Below are 16,619 nucleotides of genomic sequence, written 5' to 3'. Positions count from 1 at the left end.
GCTCCCTCAGTCACCGAGCCAGCGCCGTGGCGGTTCGTGCGCGGTCCGCAGCCAGCGCAGGCCCGCTGAGTCTGTGAAGCAGACCGCGGCCGAGGCCGGCAGGTCGACGGTCTGGGCCTCGTCGGCGGCCTCGACGACGAGCCGTCGCACCTCACCGGGCCTGAGAGCCCGTACGCTCTCCGTCGCCGATCCCGGGCCAGCTGGGACGAAACGTCCGTTGCGTTCCTCGACGTTCTGACCGGTCACTCGAAGGGCTCCGGCGCCCGTCACCCGCACGTCCAGATCGTGGATCGCCTCGTTGCTGTCGTTGCGGATCTCAAGGAAGGTCAGGCCCAAGCCACGCCGTATCGTGGCGGAGACCAGACGGGCCGTCGACGCCTCCCGGTCGCGGAGCTCCGACGCCAGTCTTCTGTTGTCCTTGACAGCGAGCCGCAGCGCCACAGCCACCGCCGCGAACGTTCCGATGGCGCCTGCCACTTGCCCGACAGCACTCAGCCAATCGGTGATCAAAGGCGCCTGGCTGAGCAGCATCGGCAGGGCTCCCTTCCCGTACAACGCACCTACCCATCCTCTGCCTTGGCTGACACCTCGGGCATGGGCAGGCCAGCCGCCTCGCCTGCGACAGGCCGACCCCGGGGAGCGCCGATCGTTGTCGATCGCCGCCGTGGTCGCCGTGGAGTCCGACCAGTCCTGCCCGGACGCCGCCACGAAGGGCTGCTGCTGATGACCGCGATATCCCTCGGCCCGTCCCCGGCCCGCCGTGACGCGCTTGCCAAGCGCATACGGCTGCTGGTCGCGCCACCAACACCTACAACGTCATCGAGGCCGTCGTCGCCATCACCGTCGGCACGATCGTCTCCTCCACCGCGCTGATCGGTTTTGGCCTCGACTCCGTGATCGAGGTGTCCTCCGCGGCCGCGGTCGTCTATACGTCGGGGCCCTGGCCGTCGGGGGGCTGCTGGGCTCGGCCGTCGGGCCGGGCCTGGAGCACGCGATCCCCTCCACGCGGCTACCGGGCGGCGCGGGCTGCGCATCGCGTTCACCGCGGACACTCATCTGCGCGCCGACTTCCGCTCCGGCACCGTCCAGCTCGGGCACGATCCTGGCCTGCCGGACACAGCTCCACCTGCGGATCAGAGCCTCTACCGACATGTCGGTGCTCAGCCCGAAACATGTCCCGGCTTAGCGCCGTCCCGACGTTCGGCCACCGCCTACGACGAGGTCAGGGGCCTGGCCTGCTGGTGGTGAGGAGAGTGCGCGCGTAGGTAGTGAAAGATCCCAGCAGCTGGGTGACGCGCTCGGTTCCGCCGCTGAAGAACGGTAAGAAGATCATCGCGGGGACGGCGGCAGCCACAGCGATGAGGACCACCGGTACGAGCAGGGCGACGAGCAGAACCCGCTGGACAGCGCCGAGCGAGTGAACCGGGACGGGGAAGAGTGGCATCAAGGCCTCCGTGGGGACGCAGTGGGTCTACGCAGAGACCAAACCGCGGGAGAGCTATTCCGGCGATCATGCGCGTTACGCCAAGAGTATTTACGCTGGTCACAGAGCCACACGGCGCATTCCTGGCGACTCCGGACCGGAGCTCCAACCGGAATGGCCAATCGGAGCATCGTGAGCGATCAATCTCGACGCACGCACTTCCAGGACCTGTTCTGGAAGCAGCTGGACGGACTTCACGAGGCTGCTGGCGACCCTCTCGACAAGGACCTGATCGACGCGGCCTCGAAGAAGGGCGTATCCATCGCCGACGCCACGCTCAACGACTGGTTCAAACACAAGTCAGTGCCCAGCGACCGAAGCGCCAGACAGTTCACAGCCCTCGTGGCGGACCTGGAGCAGCGCGCGCGGCAGCGCCACGGCACCCGCTACGCACAGCACGGCGTCGACTTCGGGCAACTCCGAGCAGACGCACACAAAGAACGGCTCCGCAAGAACCAGCACGGGGGCCAAGCAGACGAGACTCAATTCGCGACCAGCACAGACTTGGGGCGCCCAGTTCAAGAGATCACCGACCCTTTCGCGCTGGAAGTGCACCGGCCCATCAGCATCCCGGGTTCCGATGATCTAGATCCACTGCCCTCATACGTAGAGCGTGGCCATGACTCGGTTCTCGGCAAGATGGTCCAGGACGCCGTCAACGGCCAGAGCAGCATCGCGGTGCTGATCGGCATGTCCTCGTCCGGGAAATCCCGCGCTTGCTGGGAGGCCGTGCAGGCCTTGCCGACTGGATGGCGTCTCTGGCGACCAACTACCCCTTCAACGGCGGCAGCCCAACTGAACCAGGTCGGCAACCGCACAGTGATATGGCTCGACGACACCCACGACAGCTTCTTGTACACCCCCTCGCCAGACGAAGGCGAGAACTTCGCGCGTAGCCTGATCGAACTTCTGCACGACTCTAGTCGCGCCCCTGTTTTGGTACTGGAAACGATATGGCCGGATACCTGGAAGACGCTCATAATTGGCCATGACGGTGATCGCCAACGGCAGCGTGCTCGCCAATTGCTGACAGGTCATGGGATCGAAGTTCCGCCTTCCTTTACCAGCATGGCAGACCTAGCCAAGCTCGCGGAGAAGGCGGCTGACGACCCACGGCTTGCCCAGGCTCAGGCCGAGGCCGAGGACGGCGAGATAACCCAATACCTTGCCGGCGTGCCGGTCTTGATGGAGCGATACCGCACGGCTCCAGACGGCGCAAAGTCATTGATCTGGGCCGCTATGGATCTGCGTCGTCTCGGACATCCGAGGGCTATACCCTTGGATCTCCTAAAGCCCGTAGCGCTCGGCTACCTCAGTTCTTCGCAATGGCATCGGCTGAGTCGTGAGGCAGACTGGTTGCACGAAGTGATCCAATACGTTGAAGCAGACTGCCTCGGCGCTCGTGGACCCCTCACACCCATTCACCCGAGCCCGGGAATCCCGCCGCTCGGCACACCTCACTACCGCCTCGCCGACCCTCTTGAACAGCACGCTCGTAGTGTCCGCAGGACAGTCGTGCCGCCCGAAGCCTTCTGGGAGGCCATCGCCCGCAACGTCGACAACCCAGAGCTACTATTCGTCTTCGCTGAAGCTGCAGAGAAGCGATGGCTACTGCGTCATTCGGCGCAGCTCTTCTTGAAGTCAGGAGATGCTGGACTGGGCTTCATTCTTCAGGCTGCGGGTACGACTTTCGAAAGCAGGAGTGACGGATGATGACTTGGACCGCCGAGCCCGGAAAACCTACACGGAATACGATCTGAAGCACAACGCGCACAGCGATCTGAAGCGCAGGTTTTCGGATGACACTATTACTGATGAAGATTTTTTGGAAACGCGTTATGTAAAGCCCGCGGTGGTCGCAAAGTTGGAACGCGAGGGAAGATTCAACGATGCCGAGCAGTATGCCCTCGCCGAAGCAAAAGCGGGCTATCCATCCGCTCTGAAAGAACTTATCGACTATCGCACCACTAATCGCGCACAGGGGCGCCTCAGGCTTTGGTCCAAGCCTTACCAGCTCCCGCCCATCCAGCCAGACTCCAAGTGGGGGCAGATCGATCGCTACGGACTGGAGGCTGACGGCAGCGTGTCCGCGCCATGGAGGTGGACGGACATCTGCCTCTCATGAAGCGTGGCGACACTCGGTCCCAGGCTCGGCTGTGCACGCATGGCGGTGCTGACTTCGACAACTAGTAACACCGGAGGGGCCGGATGAGCACGGGTACCCCTCTGGCCCCAGGCACGAAGGCTGAACTCGCACGACCGCCCCCGGATACAGGGAACTGGCGTCCGGGTTCGACGTCCTTCGGCTGCAGGATTTCGGGAACCCGCGCGCTTCCGAACGTGCGGCGCAGAAGATCCGCCGCCAGGAGCAGGGCCACCAGTACGCCGAAGCCCAGCTCGTCGCGCTCGGAGCGCCCGTGCCGCGGGCTGGCTGCAGTCCGACGGTCTGGCTCCGGGATGCCCTAGTCGCGGTCCGTGCCCGCAACGTACGGCACCGCGGCGCGCACCGCTACGTATGGCGGCTCGGCCGAAGCCGGCGTGAGCGGGAGCAGATCAAGCTCGGCCTCCCTGCTCGACAGCCTTATCCCAAGCAGGCCGACCTCGAACGAGTCGGGGTCTGACCGCTCGCAGCTGCGCGGTACGCGCTGCCGCCCCGGCCGTCCCCTCAGGGACTGCCCATCACCCCCCTCTGAAGGGAACCGATCCATGTCGAACCCCAGCCCCCCGTACGTCGACCCGGTCGAGTTCGCCGCGACCCGGCACCGCATTGTCATCAACCTGTCCGGCGGGAAGGACGGACTTGTGGCCGGCCTGATCGCGATGGACGCTGCCCGCCAGGCCGGTGTCGCCGACCGCGTCTGGACCGCCCACGCGAGTCTGGGCCCGATGGAGTGGCCCTCCGTCACCGTGGACGGGGTTCACTGGCCGAGTGCCAGCGAACTCGCCGCACAGCACAGCCAGGCCCTCGGCGTGCCGCCCGAGCGGCACATCGAGGTCCGGCGCAGCCGTGAAGTCGACGGTGAACGGGTGCCATTCGACCTGCTGACTTTCATCGCGGAGCGAGGCGACTAGCCCTGGCTCGGCCGGGCCCGCACCTGCACCGGCCCGTGGAAGACGAAGATGGTGTACCAGGCGTTCACCCCGCAGGTCCGCGCGCTCAGGAAGGAGACGGACGGCCCGCTGATGTTCGCCAACGTGCTCGGGATGCGGGCTGAGGAAAGCACGGAACGCCGCAACCGGGAGATGTGGCGCCGTACGACCGACAACTCGGCCCGGGTCGTCGACGAGTGGCTGCCCGCCCACCAGGTCACCACCGAGGAGGTCTGGGAGCGCACGATCAGTGCCGGGCTGCCCTACCACTGGTGCTACGACTCGTACCCCGGCGCCAAGGACCGGCGTGGTTCCAGTCGCTGTTCGTGCTCGGCCTGCACCCTGGCCAACCACCGCGATCTACTGCTGACCGCCGGGCGCCGCCCGCGGCTCGCCGAGCTGTGCGCGCTGGTCGAACGCGTCCGCCAGGTGCCGTTCAACCCGAACATCACCATGGCCGAGGTCATCGCGCTGTCCCGTCGGCGCGACGCCCCGTCGAGGTTGAGGAGACCGAGGACTTCGAGCGGATGGAGCGCGACGTCCACGCCGCCTTACGCAAGCCGCCCACATGGGACTCCAAGGCCCGGACCGGGCCGGGCGAGCTCCTGCACAGCGCCGCCGGGTGCGATGGCTGCAGCTGACCACCACACCGGCGCTCACCCCCATCCGGGAGGGATACTCAATGACGATGACTACGACCCAGCGCATCCTCGACCTCGCTGCGGCCGCACCGGCCAGCCACGGCGAGGACCTGGTGCTGCTCCTGAGCGAGGCGAACGAGCTGTACCAGCAGGGTCTTCAGGACCTGCACCGGGATGTGGCAGCACGTCTCGGCGGGCTGGCCACCGCGGATCTGATGTTCGCCGCGGATACCGCCGGCATGCCCTGTGATCCCTCGCAGGACCGCGACGAGGTGATCCTGCTGCTGGCCCTGGTCGAGTGGGAGATGACGGCGGCCGCCATGGCGTACGCGGAGATGGCCGAGGCCGCCGCGCGCCGCGGTGTCTGCTTGATCCCCGAGGAGTAAGCCGTGAGCGCGGCCGTCAGAGAAAACCTTGAGCCGCGGGCTGGACCTCCAACCGAAACTCCTGCCATTATTTGCTTTGCGAGTCGGGCTGGCCGGCTCACAGCTACAGGACGGACGGTTCTGCCATGACCTCGCGCCGTGAGCCTCGCCTGGCCGACGCTGCCGAGATCGCGGCTGAACAGGGCCTGACACCCGCACGGATCACCGGCCTCTACACCGAGCGTGCTGAGAACGCGGCCGGCGAGACATTCCCCGAGCCTGTCGACAAGCGTGGCCGCGCCCGCCTGTGGGACCACGAGGAGGTCACCGAGTGGTTCGCCCACCGGGCGACGGCACGGCTCGCTGAACACGCACCGCCCTCCCTCGCCCCGGAGACGCTGCTGAACGCCGCGGAGGCCTCGAGGTACCTCGGCTACAAGAACTCCAACCAGGTCACCACCTTCGTGCGCGACCACCCCGGATACTTCCCCGAACCGGACGTCGTCGAAGAAAAGGGCACGGCCGAGAACCCCTACCGCCGGCAGCTCTGGAAGGTGCAGACCCTGCAGGAGTGGATGGCCACCCGGCCCGGCCGCGGCAGACGAGCCGGAGCCAAGGAGGCACCCCCCCTGCCCGACGTGCCCGTCGACGGCGATCCCGACGAGCTCCTGGGGGCGAGCCAGGCGGCCGCGCTGCTGGGGTACAAGAGCGTCGGCTCCTTCTCCAGCAGCCTGTCCCAGGGCAACCTTCCGCTACTGAAGACCACGGACGGGGTTGCCGAGAATGCCGGGCGACAGAACGGGCGCCGTCGGTGGACGCGCCGGCGCATCCTCGAGCAGGCCGCCCAGCGGTCCAAGAAGTAGTACCCGGCGGTGAGCGGCCTCCGCACACCGCCCCATGACGCGGCCCCCGGCTTTGGGAGTTGGTCCCTTGCGGGCCGGGTGTCGCACGATGGCCGGCATGGCGTGGCTCGCCACCACGCCCCGCAGCAGCATCCGCTGCTGCAGACCGGCCATCGTCCCGCTTCTGAACCGCCGTGCTGTCGAAAATCGGTGAAAACCTGCGACGCTCCGCCGACCACGGGCCCGACCACGGCAATGTTCTTGAGCCGTGACCTTGGTCGGGGGTTGGGTCGGGGGCTGAGGGTTGCCTCCTCCCCATGACCCATTCCACATCAAGTGTTCCAGCTGCCGAGTTGGCCCCCAGCCCCGCTGAACCGCTGCGCCTGCAGGTCTTGACCGCGCTCGCCCTGCACCGCATGGCCACGACCGGCCAGTTGCGCCAGATGCTGCGGCCGGACAGCTCCCGCCAACTGGTCTCCCGCGTGCTGAACAGACTGCGTTCCACGGGCTTCGTCGACCTCACCCCGCTGCCGGACTCGGACCGGTCGCGTACGCACGCCTGGTACCTCACCCCGGAGGGGTCGCGTCTGACCCGCGATATCCCCATCCTTCGGGGGCGTCCGCCGTACCCCATCACCTCGACAACCGCAGCGTCGCTGAAGACGCCGCACACGCTGACCGTCGTCCGCGCCCACCTGCCGTTTGCGGCGGACGCCCGCCGGCTCGGGCACGAGCACGGCCCGTGGGACTGGACTCCTGAGGTGGCTCACCTCATCGGTGAGGGCGAGAGGCTCGTTGCCGACGCCGTCATGCACTACACCGTCGTCGACGGCGAGCACCGGCGGAAGCTGCGTGCGTTCGTGGAAGTCGATCGCAGCACCATGAGCAGTGAGCGCCTGGCCGTGAAACTGATCGAGTACGCCAGACTGTTCCTGTACGAAGTCCAGCCCGTCGGGCGACGCCGGCCGACCTCCACCGGTCCGACGTGGCTCCGCTGGTACCCGGTCTTCCCTCGCGTCCTCTTCGTACTTACCGGCGCCTCCCGGGCCAGGCTGGGTGACCGAATCAGCGACCTGCAGGCGATGGTCGCTCAGCACCCGCTCGTCGCAGCCCTCGCCCGCGAGGTTCAACTGGGAGCCGGCGTCCTGGAGGACATCGAGGAGCACGGTCCGTCCGGGTCGGTGTGGGTGCCGTTGACAGGGGGCGAGCCCCGCCCGTGGACCAATCTGTAATGACGTCGTCCGGCATTTACTCGACCACTGACCACGCTCAACTACCTGCCAGATATGCCTGAAACCGCAGACCGTGCTGACCTGCGCTGGAGCCCAACGTCCAGAATGCGGCACGCGGCCGGCGACGGCTATACGGCCGGCGCCGGCAGTGCGGGCGTCGCGCTGCTCGCCTATCACACCATCCAGGCCGCGGTGTACGGGCTGTTCGGAGCCGTCATGAACGGCCTGGCGATTCAGTACTTGAACCTGGACGTGCCCTGGTGGCTGATCGCGCTCGTCACGATGGCTGTCGTGCGGGCGCTCGGCGCGGCCGGAGTCGATGTGGGCGCCAAGGTTCTCGCCGTGTTCGTCCTGGCCGAGATCAGCCTGCTCCTGGCCTTCAGCGTGGTGCTGTTTCTCAAGGGCGGCGGATCCGGCGGACTGGTCCCCGGCTCTTCCTCTCGCTGTCGGCGACGCTCGACAGAGCGCCCGGAGTGGCGCTGATGTTCGCGGTGGCGTCGATGTTCGGTTTCGAGGCGATGGCGATCTACGGGGAGGAGGCACGCGAACCGTACAAGACGGTCCCCCGGGCCACGTACCTCGCGGTCATCCTCATCACCTCGTTCTTCGCCTTCACCACCTGGATGCTGATCTCGGCGCACGGGCCGTCGGCCAGCGCGGCCCACGCCGGCGCGGCTCTGGAAGCCGGGGACGGAGCAGCCTTCGTCGCCGGCCCCGTGGCCGACGAACTCGGTGCATGGGCAGGCGACGCGCTCCCGATCCTGCTGGCCACGTCGCTCTTCGCGAGCTCGCCCGTGCCCCGCCTCGCGGTCGTAGCGGCGAGCGGTCACCTCCTTCCACGGCAGCGAACGCAGCGCGTTGATGCCGCACGCGCCGTCAGGTCGGTGATGGCGTAGACGGTCTCACGGGTGATCGTGCCGGTCTTGAGGTCGGTGCGATGCCGGTGGATCTTCGCGGCCTGCGCCAAGTGCGGGAAGTCCAGCCCGAGACTGGTGACGGTGAGGGTGCGCACCGAGCGGGTCTCCCCAGGCCATCGGCCAACTCGCCCGCGCGCAATGAGCAGTGTGCATCGTGAAGTCGCAGGTCACGGGTCTGGTGTGAGTCGTCTTCGGGATTTTCGGGCTGATCGTGGGCGGATGCCTGTCGCGAAGATCATCGGTCAACGGGCGATTTCGCGGTTGGTCAGCACCAGCAGGGCCCTGACCAGGACGGTCGCCGACTTCGGGTCGGCGCGGAGCTTGGTGAGGACGCGCCAGTTCTTCAGGTGGGCGAAGCCGTGCTCGACCGGGGCGCGGACTGCGGCCAGCACGGTGTTCGACAGTTTCTGGCCGGGGGTCAGGGGCCGGTTACGGGCGGCCTTGTAGCCGGTGATCACGGCCGGGTCGGCGTCCGGGTCGTCGTTGTCGTCGAGGCCGATGAAGCCCAGGTCGGCGATGGCGCCGAGGCCGGTCGCGCGCAGATGGGCGGTGAGGTGGTCGTGCCGACAGGCGGTGATCTCCGAGGTGCGTCCGGGCCGGGCCGGGGAGACCCAGAGCAGCCGGCCACGATCGTCGGTGAGTGCGATCACGAGTAGTCCGTGGCATTTGCTCTTACCGGAGTAGTTCTTCCGGTTCGCGTCTCCGGTGCGGCGTCGGGTGCGTATCAGCGAGCCGTCCAGCAGTACGATGCCGCCGCCCGTTCGGGCGATCTTCTTGAGCGCGCGGTCCAGGCGCGGGGCGCGGGCGGCCAGCAGGCCGACGACCTCGCGCACCCACCGGCTCACGGTGGTGCGGTGGATGCCGTTGCCGCCGGCCAGGTCGCCGGGCCGCTGGTCACAGCGCAGCACCGCCAGCACGATCCCGGCGATCTTCCCGGCGGGCAGCGCCCGCCACGGCGAGCGGATCTTCTTGCAGTGGCCGCGGATCAGATCGGCGAGATAGTTCAAGGTGGCGCTCGACAGCGGCAGGCGGGCGGTGTAGACAAGGCCGTCAGGGCCCTCGACGGTTTCGTTGTTTTTCTTCACACCAAACTCAACTGCCGCCGGGGGCCCGCCGGTTCACACGGAGTGGATTGTCAGCGGTCCATCAGTACGAACACGCCCCACCCGAGGTATTCACGCTGGTACCTGGCGTGCTGGACGGGTGCCGCGGTAAGTTCCGCGCGCATCTCGTCGGCGAGCTCGTCGTCGGGGTTGGCGTCGAGCCAGCGCCGGATGTTGAGCCACTGGGCCGCGACATACCGGTCCCAGCTGTCCTGGTCGGCGACGACCATCTCAACGACGTCACATCCCAGGTCCCCGAACTGCTGGAGCAGTTCGGGCAGGGTAAGCAGGTCGTCCTTGCGGGCCATGTGGCAGCCCTCGACGGTGGCCTGGTCCTCGGGCTCGCGGCGCCAGTACGGTTCGCCGATCAGCATCATGCCGCCGGGAGCGAGACTGCGCCGCAGGAGTTCGACAGTGCCGGCCACGCCGGAGCCGATCCAGGTCGCGCCGATGCAGGCGGCGATTCCGACGGGATCGTCGGCGACGTGTCCCGAGGCATCCGCATGCACGAAGTCGACCCGGTCGGCAACGCCCAGCTCCGCAGCCCGCTCACGGGCGGCGTGGAGGAAGACGGTGCTGATGTCGACCCCGGTCCCGGTGACACCGTGGTCCCGGGCCCAGGTGCACAGCATCTCGCCCTTGCCGGAGGCGAGGTCGAGCAGGCGCGTGCCCGGCACCGGGCTGATGGTCTGGCCCAGGAGAGCCAGTTTCTCGCTGGTAAACGGGTTACAGATGCGATGGCTGCTCTCGCGGATGGTGAAGCTACGCGGCAGATCCATGACAGGGGTTCCTTCGGTTCGTGGAGGTCGCAACGGTGGGGCTGAGCGGCTGACGGGAGCTGACCGCGGGAACCTGAACCGTCATCAAATACACCTCTTCGAACGTATGAAGGCTGGGGCCGGTCGAGGCTACGGCGCTTGTGATCACCGTGTCCAACGCAATTGCGCCTTACGGCGGGCACTCATGCGCTGCAGTCGCCCGCCCGTTACGGCCTGTGTCATCAGCGTCACATCCCGCAGCGCCTAGACGATCGCGGCTGACAACCTGACGGGGGATGCCGGCGCCTTCTCGAACGTCATTCTGAAACGCTCAGTAAGAGCTACCCCGGCCCGTCAGGCGGAGGCTCTTCCTGGGGTTGTGTCACGTCCATAATCGCCGCCGCCGTGCCCTCCTCCAGCAGGTCGTCGAGGATGGTTCGGAAGGCGTCGTCGCCGAGGGCAGCCCTTTGCCGGCTGAGCCAAGCGAGAGTGTTGCTTGGCGGGTTTCCGATTTCCAGCTGAAGCCCCAACGCCTGCAGCGTGTAAGGCACGCCTTCTGCGGGGCGCTGCTGCACCGTGCGGAGCACCCCCAACTGGCCGTAGCTGCTGGCGATGCCGGCCCGGTCGCCGAGCTCCTCCAGGATGGTGAGGGCGGCGCGGTAGCGCTCCTCCGCCTGGGCATAGTCACCCCGCTCCTGAGCGATGATGCCGAGCTGGTGGTAGCTGCTGGCGATGCCGGCGCGGTTGCCGAGTTCCTCCTTGATGGTGAGGGAGGCGCGGTAGCGTTCCTCGGCCTGGGCATAGTCACCCCGCAGCTGAGCGATGGTGCCGAGCTGGTGGTAGCTGCTGGCGATACTGGCTCGGTCGCCGAGCTCCTCCAGGATGGTGAGGGCGGCGCGGTAGCGCTCCTCCGCCTGGGCATAGTCAGCCCGCTTCTGGGCGATGATGCCGAGCTGGTGGATGTAGGCGGCGGCAGAGCGGGAGCGGGTGGGGAGCCAGGTGAGGGTTTCTTCGAGCAGGTGAAGTTCCCAGTCCCAGGCTCCCAAGGTGTGCAGCTGAGAGCAGACCTGCCATGTGGTGGTTTCGGCTTGGTCGAGGTCGCCGGCTTGGTGATGGTGGTGGCGTGCTTCGATGAGCTGGGTGATGTCGTCGGTGCGGGACTGGGGCTGGACGTTGACGCGCCATTGCCAGTAGGCGGCCGCCCGCCGGTGAGCGGCGTTGAGGGTGTCGGGGTGGGCGCGTCGGCGGAGGGCTGCGGCGGTCCAGTGATGCGGCGTCAGCCCGCTGGGGAGGCTGCCCGGCTCATCTTGGGGCGCGGGCGCCGGGGATACTAGCCCGAGGTCCAGCAGCCGCTTCAGGGCGTTTCCGGCCTGGGCGTCTCCGCCGACGGGGCTCCCCTGCAGCTCTGCCCGGACTGCTTGATATTCGGCGAACGTCTCAGGTGGCAGGCCGTAGCCGTTCTCCGGCCCTGCTCCGGCGGCTCGGGCTTCCGCGATGAGCGCGTTCATCGCCTGGAGGCGCTGAAGGAGGGCGGGATCGAGGTCGGGGGATGTGGTGAGTTCTGACTGCTGCCAGGCGGCCCCGGTCCGGTCGACCGGGGTGCGGTAGACGGCCAGGCCGTCCAGCAGCAGCCGTGCCCCTGGTACGTGTTCGATCTGTGTGAGGAGAGTGTCGAGGAGGATGTCGTCGACGGCGAGGGTGACGGTCTCGGCCAGCGCCGTGTCCAGGTCGCCCTTGACGCCTGCGAGCCAGCGCTCGGGATCGAGGATGCCGCGGTCCTCGAGGGCGGTTTCCATGCGGTCGGCGATGTCGGGGAAGCGTGCCTGCCCGCCGCGCAGCAGGGCGTCGAGGTATTCCAGGGCGCGCGGGTGGCCTCCGACGTCGGTGTAGGCACGCTGCTGGTCGGCAGGGCTGAGGGCGTCCAAGCCGGGCAGCCGCCAGATCAGCTTGCGGGTCTCCGCAAACGACAGCGGCCCCAGATGATGAGCGGCCAGCCGTCGGTGGGCGCGGCCGGGGAGGCTGAAGGGGTAGCGGCTGGTGACCAGCAGCCGGGTGTCTGGGCTGGCCGCCGTCCATGCATCCAGCAGATCCGCCAGTTCCGGATCGGCCGGCCGCCAGCCGTCACCGGACGGCGTGCGAGTGAGGAGGTCTTCGGCATTGTCCACGATCAGCACCGCTGGGAGCCGGGGCAGCACGTTCTGCCGGACCAGCTCCCAGCTCTCCCGCCACGGCGCACGGGCATCTGTCAGTGCCACGGTTGCCTGCCGCAGCGGGTCGCTTTCCGGAAGGCCTTCGGCCGAGCAGTAGGCGTTCAGGCGCAGTCGGAGGGTCTGCAGCACGGCATCGGCAGTGAGGGCCGTCGTGGCCGAGACAGGCACGATCAGCCGGTTGTGGGTGCCGTAGTGATGCAGGAGTTCGGCGGCCAGGGTGGACTTGCCAACTCCGCCGATCCCGTGCACCAGGACCCCGGCCTTACGGTCGTCACGCAGGACGGCCAGCAGGCGGCGCAGTTCGGTGCGGCGGCCGACGAACTCACCAACTCTACGCACCACCATGCCCCTATTCAGCACCGTTTCCGGCACGACCTGTACCTGGCCGACGCTGAGGGTTCGGTCGAACAACGGCAGCGGCGGCCCAGCCAGGAACAGGGCCGGGGTCGACCACTCTGGCCACACGGCGAACGGATCGTTCTCCGGCAGCTTCCGACGTCGTGTTTCCAGGGTGCGGCGGGCGTTGGACAGCGCGGTCAGGGGATCGGGGTGCTCCACACGCGCCAGCGTCTTGTATGTCTCTGCGGCCAGTTCGGTGGCGTAGTGGTCGGTGACGGCTTCCGTCATCGCCAGCACCGCCGGCACGCCGCGCGCCAGCAGTTCACGCGCCAGACCGGCTCGAGCGCGCCCTTGCGCCCGCGCATCTTCTGCTTCTGGGGTTTCGACGTCGCTGTCCGAAGGCTCTGCCTTCTCCGGGGGCTGCTCTTGCGACGGCTGCGCGGCGGGAGTGGGGGTGCGGGCTGTGGAGCAGCCGGCCAGTACCACCAGTGGCACGGTCCGGCCGGTGGGCAGACCTTCCGACAGGAACCGCTCCGCATCGACCTCGTCGGCCCGACCCCGCTCGTCCTCGAGGAGCAGCCTTCCGGGTCCGGCGTGGCAGGACAGGTGCAGGATGTGGAACCGCTCCTGCTCCAGGGCGGCACGGATCTCGGCCAGACTGCCCCAGTTCAACACCCGCACATACGCACCCTGCCCGGCCCGCGCCGGGCCGGCCGCGTCCAGGATCCGGCCCAGCTCCCGCTCGTAATCCAGCAGCTCGCCCCCACCCGCCTCCGGGCTGGCCACCACCGCCAGGATCCGCAGCGGCCCCGGAATTTGCACCGCCACCGGAGCTTCCTCCCGCGGGATCGTGCGGTACAGCTCCACCTGCTTCGACAGCACCAACGGTCCGGTCCCCGGCACGGTCAGGGTCTCCCACGGCAGGTTCACCCACCGCGGGTCGTCCACTGCCAGCCCGATCCGCAACGACTCATGACGCGCCCGGACCGACTGCTCCTCGCAGGCCAGGGCTGCCGCCACCTCACCGCAGGCGAACCGCTCACCCAGCGCCACACCCACCGCCGCCAGCGCCGCCGAAGGCCCTCCCGAAGCCGTTATCTCCTCCGCCGTCAGCAGATGCCGCGTGACCTGACCGTGGGAGGCCCGGTCACGAGACCGTTGCAGCAGCCACAACTGCTCCTCGAGTTTGTGATCCACGCCGCGCGGCTGGCACGACACCTCACCTCTCGCGGTGGAGAACGTCACCTTCGAGGTGCCGATCCGTAACTCCGCCTGCGTAGGCCCGTCCGGCCGGTAAGCCACAGTGTCGGGCACTGCAAGCGGCTCGCCACGCTACGGACGCCGCGCCGACGGTTGGCCGCGTACGGCCTGCGCCAACTGCCGTACCAGGCTCTCGTACTGGGCCGGAGAAGCGGCATGCCGGAAGTCGACGTAAAAGCGGGAAGCGATGAAGGGCGGCAGCTCCACCTCGCCCACCACAACCGGGATCAGCGGCTTGCCGTGCTCTACCGCAGCAGTCACGGCGGCCGCGAATTCCTCGCCGCACCACCCGGACTCCACCCAGCTCCGGCTGACAACAGCCACCACGGCGCCGGCCTTCGTCAGCCCGTCCTGCAACCGTGTCGCCACTCGCTGGCCTGCGACCATCTCCCACTGGTCCAGCCACACATCCAGGCCCAGCCGGTGCAGGTTGTCTGCCAGCTTGGATACCCACGGCGCATCGATATGCGCGTACGAGATGAACGCATCGAACCGCTCGACTTCAGCCACACCACACCCCCGAACCAGACCCCCGCGCGACGTGAGTGCCCCCGGCCACTGCTCTCCAAGCTGGCCACACACTAGAGCAGCTCAGACGCCCTGTACGCCTGCAATGACGTAATTGCCCCGCCCCGGAGACCATCTCCCCCTGTGCTGCGTCCCGGAGACAGCAGTTCGTCCATGTCTGCGAGGTCGACGCCTGACAGTGCGGTCAAGCCGGCTTCGGTGTGCACCGTTGAGTCGGCCCTGGCCCGTCACACTCCCCCGAGGTGAGGGGTCAGGCCCTTCGTGCCCGGGCGCCCGGCGGGATCCAGCCGCGGGATCGGCGTACGGGCCTAGCGGTACGCCAGGCTCTGGCCGGATTGGTAGGCCGATGAGCCGGCGAGGTCGCCCACAGGCGGCGGCCTGGCCGGCGAGTGCCGTCTCGTCATCGTGGGCCACCAGGTCGACAACAGCCAGGTCAGAAAAGGCGCCATACGCTTCATGGACCGGTCTCCCGCCTGTCACGACGAGCGTGGGAGCGCCTTGGGTTCTGCCCGGGACTCGCTTTCACTCCGGCCGAGTTCTCGCCGTGCCAAGCCGGCGCGGACGCGGACGCGGTGCCCGCACGCCCGGGCCACCGCCAACCGCGCTCAGTCGGCCGGTGTCACCAGGACGATGGTCTCCCACGGTCCGTCCGCGAATACCTTCAGCGCCTCACTCCAGGGCGAAGCCCGCGAGCCCCTTCAAGGTCTCCTCGAATGCGGAGCCTGCGGCATGGGGCGGGCCGATTGCCGTGTGTGGGGCGATCTCTATGGCTCTTCTGTTCCCCGGGCTCGCCGTGCGGCTTGCTGGAAGGCGCGGTCTGGTGCGCGTTTTGCCTGCCACGCTTCCTTGAAAGCGCTCGGCGTAACTCGGTGAGCCGACCGTGTTCTTCCCACCGGGCCGCCGAGAACCAGTCCGTCCCGGCCTTCTCCCAGTCGTAGGCAGCGCGCCGAAACCAGGGTGCCGTTCAGGCTGTGGTCGCCGTAGTGTCCCGGGCGAGAGGCGGTTGCAGTGGAGATCACGGTGCAGTGGATCAGGACGTCCTGGACGAAGCACTCCAGGGGCGGTGATGCTGCTGCCCGCAGGAATTCAGCGCCAACGGGGTTCCTGGTGTCACCGGTGCTGCCTTCCTTCGCCCAGGTCATCCAGATGTCCGAGCGTGACGGTTTCGAGCCGCATGAGAGCGAGAGGGACTTGCGACGGGTCGGACTCAGTTTGCGAGACGAGGGTGATCGGCTCCGGGTGCTGGCGCGTGTGGAGCCGTTGTTCGGATTGCCGCCGCGCCCGCGGCGGCCGCCGGCGGTGCGCCTGGGCCCGGGGCACTGGGTCCGTTGGCAGTTGAACTATCGGTTCAGTAGCGCCGCTGGAATACGGGGCTGGTCGTACTGGCTCGACACGTTCAACGTTGCCTATGGGCCCGTCGACTCGAACGTGTTCCTGTCGGAGCCTACCGTTCTGGTTGATGAGCGCGGTCCTGTTCGATAGGCATCTGTCGGCGATGGGTTGGTCATGCGTTCTGTCTGAGGGCGGGCGGCGACGAGGCGAGAGGAATGCCGGTCTCGATGGTGTTGCCGCCTGGTCGAGCGCCTTCGATGTCGGTCAGAGCGTCCATCACGGCTTCGAGAGCTGGCCACCGGAGTCGAGAACATCCGTGCCGAGAAGGCAGAGCGGATCGAAGCCGCGGAGAAGGCCCTTGCCGAGATCGAGGCCCTCGCCGCGTCGTTGCGCGGCGACGACCCCGAGCAGGCTGACGCCGTCGAGCCGGCCGAGCCCGCGGCCGTCGAACCGCCCGCCGAGCCGGAGCCCGTTGCCGGGCACCGCGCAAGGCTGTGGTCAGTCTCCGCTGCGTCGCCC

15 protein-coding genes and 2 pseudogenes are annotated in these 16,619 nt (G+C 68.0%); 9 read left to right on the top strand and 8 right to left on the bottom strand.

The window, feature by feature from the left end:
* Positions 1-6: 6 nt before the first annotated feature.
* The gene (locus tag AQJ84_RS04590; protein WP_030044230.1) at positions 7-477 is read right to left on the bottom strand and encodes a hypothetical protein; all 471 of its coding nucleotides are present in this window, start codon (positions 475-477) and stop codon (positions 7-9) included.
* Between the two features lie 246 nt (positions 478-723).
* Here AQJ84_RS04590 and AQJ84_RS43920 point away from each other — a divergent pair.
* Positions 724-929: pseudogene (locus AQJ84_RS43920) on the top strand (cation transporter); the annotation flags it as partial.
* Positions 930-1,222: 293 nt separating this feature from the next.
* Here the strand turns inward: AQJ84_RS43920 and AQJ84_RS04585 are convergent.
* Positions 1,223-1,444 (bottom strand): hypothetical protein, encoded by a 222-nt coding sequence (locus tag AQJ84_RS04585; RefSeq protein ID WP_030044229.1) that lies wholly within the window; start codon positions 1,442-1,444, stop codon positions 1,223-1,225.
* A gap of 171 nt (positions 1,445-1,615) precedes the next feature.
* Here AQJ84_RS04585 and AQJ84_RS04580 point away from each other — a divergent pair, with 171 nt between their 5' ends.
* The 3 genes from AQJ84_RS04580 to AQJ84_RS04575 all read left to right on the top strand — a co-directional run bounded on the left by AQJ84_RS04580 (position 1,616) and on the right by AQJ84_RS04575 (position 4,555).
* On the top strand, positions 1,616-3,196 hold the full coding sequence (locus tag AQJ84_RS04580) for a hypothetical protein (protein WP_128092375.1): 1,581 nt from the start codon (positions 1,616-1,618) through the stop codon (positions 3,194-3,196).
* On the top strand, positions 3,186-3,608 hold the full coding sequence (locus AQJ84_RS42910; protein WP_159042784.1) for a hypothetical protein: 423 nt from the start codon (positions 3,186-3,188) through the stop codon (positions 3,606-3,608). Before AQJ84_RS04580 ends, AQJ84_RS42910 begins: the two co-directional genes overlap by 11 nt.
* 581 nt (positions 3,609-4,189) lie before the next feature.
* On the top strand, positions 4,190-4,555 hold the full coding sequence (locus tag AQJ84_RS04575) for a hypothetical protein (protein ID WP_051870212.1): 366 nt from the start codon (positions 4,190-4,192) through the stop codon (positions 4,553-4,555).
* Here AQJ84_RS04575 and AQJ84_RS04570 read toward each other — a convergent pair.
* A complete protein-coding gene (locus tag AQJ84_RS04570; protein ID WP_051870211.1) occupies positions 4,552-4,818 on the bottom strand; it encodes a hypothetical protein in 267 nt (88 codons plus the stop codon). The genes AQJ84_RS04575 and AQJ84_RS04570 overlap by 4 nt on opposite strands.
* A gap of 443 nt (positions 4,819-5,261) precedes the next feature.
* On the opposite strand from AQJ84_RS04570, the gene AQJ84_RS04560 reads away from it, so the two are divergent.
* The 4 genes and pseudogenes from AQJ84_RS04560 to AQJ84_RS40560 all read left to right on the top strand — a co-directional run.
* Entirely contained in the window at positions 5,262-5,600 is a 339-nt protein-coding gene (locus AQJ84_RS04560) for a hypothetical protein (RefSeq protein ID WP_225889062.1), read from the top strand.
* 125 nt (positions 5,601-5,725) lie between these two features.
* A complete protein-coding gene (locus AQJ84_RS04555; RefSeq protein ID WP_030044225.1) occupies positions 5,726-6,442 on the top strand; it encodes a hypothetical protein in 717 nt (238 codons plus the stop codon).
* Positions 6,443-6,738: 296 nt separating this feature from the next.
* The gene (locus tag AQJ84_RS04550) at positions 6,739-7,653 is read left to right on the top strand and encodes a replication-relaxation family protein (RefSeq protein WP_053193371.1); all 915 of its coding nucleotides are present in this window, start codon (positions 6,739-6,741) and stop codon (positions 7,651-7,653) included.
* A gap of 120 nt (positions 7,654-7,773) precedes the next feature.
* Positions 7,774-8,438, top strand: a pseudogene (locus AQJ84_RS40560) (amino acid permease); the annotation flags it as partial.
* Positions 8,439-8,812: 374 nt separating this feature from the next.
* Here the strand turns inward: AQJ84_RS40560 and AQJ84_RS04535 are convergent.
* The 4 genes from AQJ84_RS04535 to AQJ84_RS04520 all read right to left on the bottom strand — a co-directional run bounded on the left by AQJ84_RS04535 (position 8,813) and on the right by AQJ84_RS04520 (position 14,750).
* The gene (locus AQJ84_RS04535; protein WP_053193366.1) at positions 8,813-9,655 is read right to left on the bottom strand and encodes a transposase family protein; all 843 of its coding nucleotides are present in this window, start codon (positions 9,653-9,655) and stop codon (positions 8,813-8,815) included.
* 50 nt (positions 9,656-9,705) lie between these two features.
* Entirely contained in the window at positions 9,706-10,452 is a 747-nt protein-coding gene (locus AQJ84_RS04530) for an SAM-dependent methyltransferase (protein ID WP_030042351.1), read from the bottom strand.
* A gap of 320 nt (positions 10,453-10,772) precedes the next feature.
* Complete coding sequence (locus AQJ84_RS04525) at positions 10,773-14,225, bottom strand: CHAT domain-containing protein (protein ID WP_159042783.1); 3,453 nt, start codon at positions 14,223-14,225, stop codon at positions 10,773-10,775.
* 87 nt (positions 14,226-14,312) lie between these two features.
* Complete coding sequence (locus AQJ84_RS04520; protein WP_053193360.1) at positions 14,313-14,750, bottom strand: toll/interleukin-1 receptor domain-containing protein; 438 nt, start codon at positions 14,748-14,750, stop codon at positions 14,313-14,315.
* A gap of 1,026 nt (positions 14,751-15,776) precedes the next feature.
* Here AQJ84_RS04520 and AQJ84_RS43915 point away from each other — a divergent pair.
* Positions 15,777-16,250, top strand: coding sequence for a hypothetical protein (locus AQJ84_RS43915; RefSeq protein WP_053193356.1), 474 nt, complete (start codon positions 15,777-15,779; stop codon positions 16,248-16,250).
* 126 nt (positions 16,251-16,376) lie between these two features.
* On the opposite strand, the gene AQJ84_RS42905 is transcribed toward AQJ84_RS43915, so the two are convergent.
* Positions 16,377-16,583 (bottom strand): hypothetical protein, encoded by a 207-nt coding sequence (locus AQJ84_RS42905; RefSeq protein ID WP_030042347.1) that lies wholly within the window; start codon positions 16,581-16,583, stop codon positions 16,377-16,379.
* Positions 16,584-16,619 lie beyond the last annotated feature (36 nt).

The organism is Streptomyces resistomycificus (assembly GCF_001514265.1).
GTDB lineage: Bacteria > Actinomycetota > Actinomycetes > Streptomycetales > Streptomycetaceae > Streptomyces > Streptomyces resistomycificus.
This window is presented reverse-complemented; position numbering and strand designations above follow the sequence as displayed.

Coding starts and splice junctions, on each gene's coding strand:
- AQJ84_RS04550 (WP_053193371.1), top strand. CDS start 6,739: ATGACCCATTCCACATCAAGTGTTCCAGCTGCCGAGTTGGCCCCCAGC.
- AQJ84_RS04555 (WP_030044225.1), top strand. CDS start 5,726: ATGACCTCGCGCCGTGAGCCTCGCCTGGCCGACGCTGCCGAGATCGCG.
- AQJ84_RS04530 (WP_030042351.1), bottom strand. CDS start 10,452: ATGGATCTGCCGCGTAGCTTCACCATCCGCGAGAGCAGCCATCGCATC.
- AQJ84_RS04575 (WP_051870212.1), top strand. CDS start 4,190: ATGTCGAACCCCAGCCCCCCGTACGTCGACCCGGTCGAGTTCGCCGCG.
- AQJ84_RS04560 (WP_225889062.1), top strand. CDS start 5,262: ATGACTACGACCCAGCGCATCCTCGACCTCGCTGCGGCCGCACCGGCC.
- AQJ84_RS04585 (WP_030044229.1), bottom strand. CDS start 1,444: ATGCCACTCTTCCCCGTCCCGGTTCACTCGCTCGGCGCTGTCCAGCGG.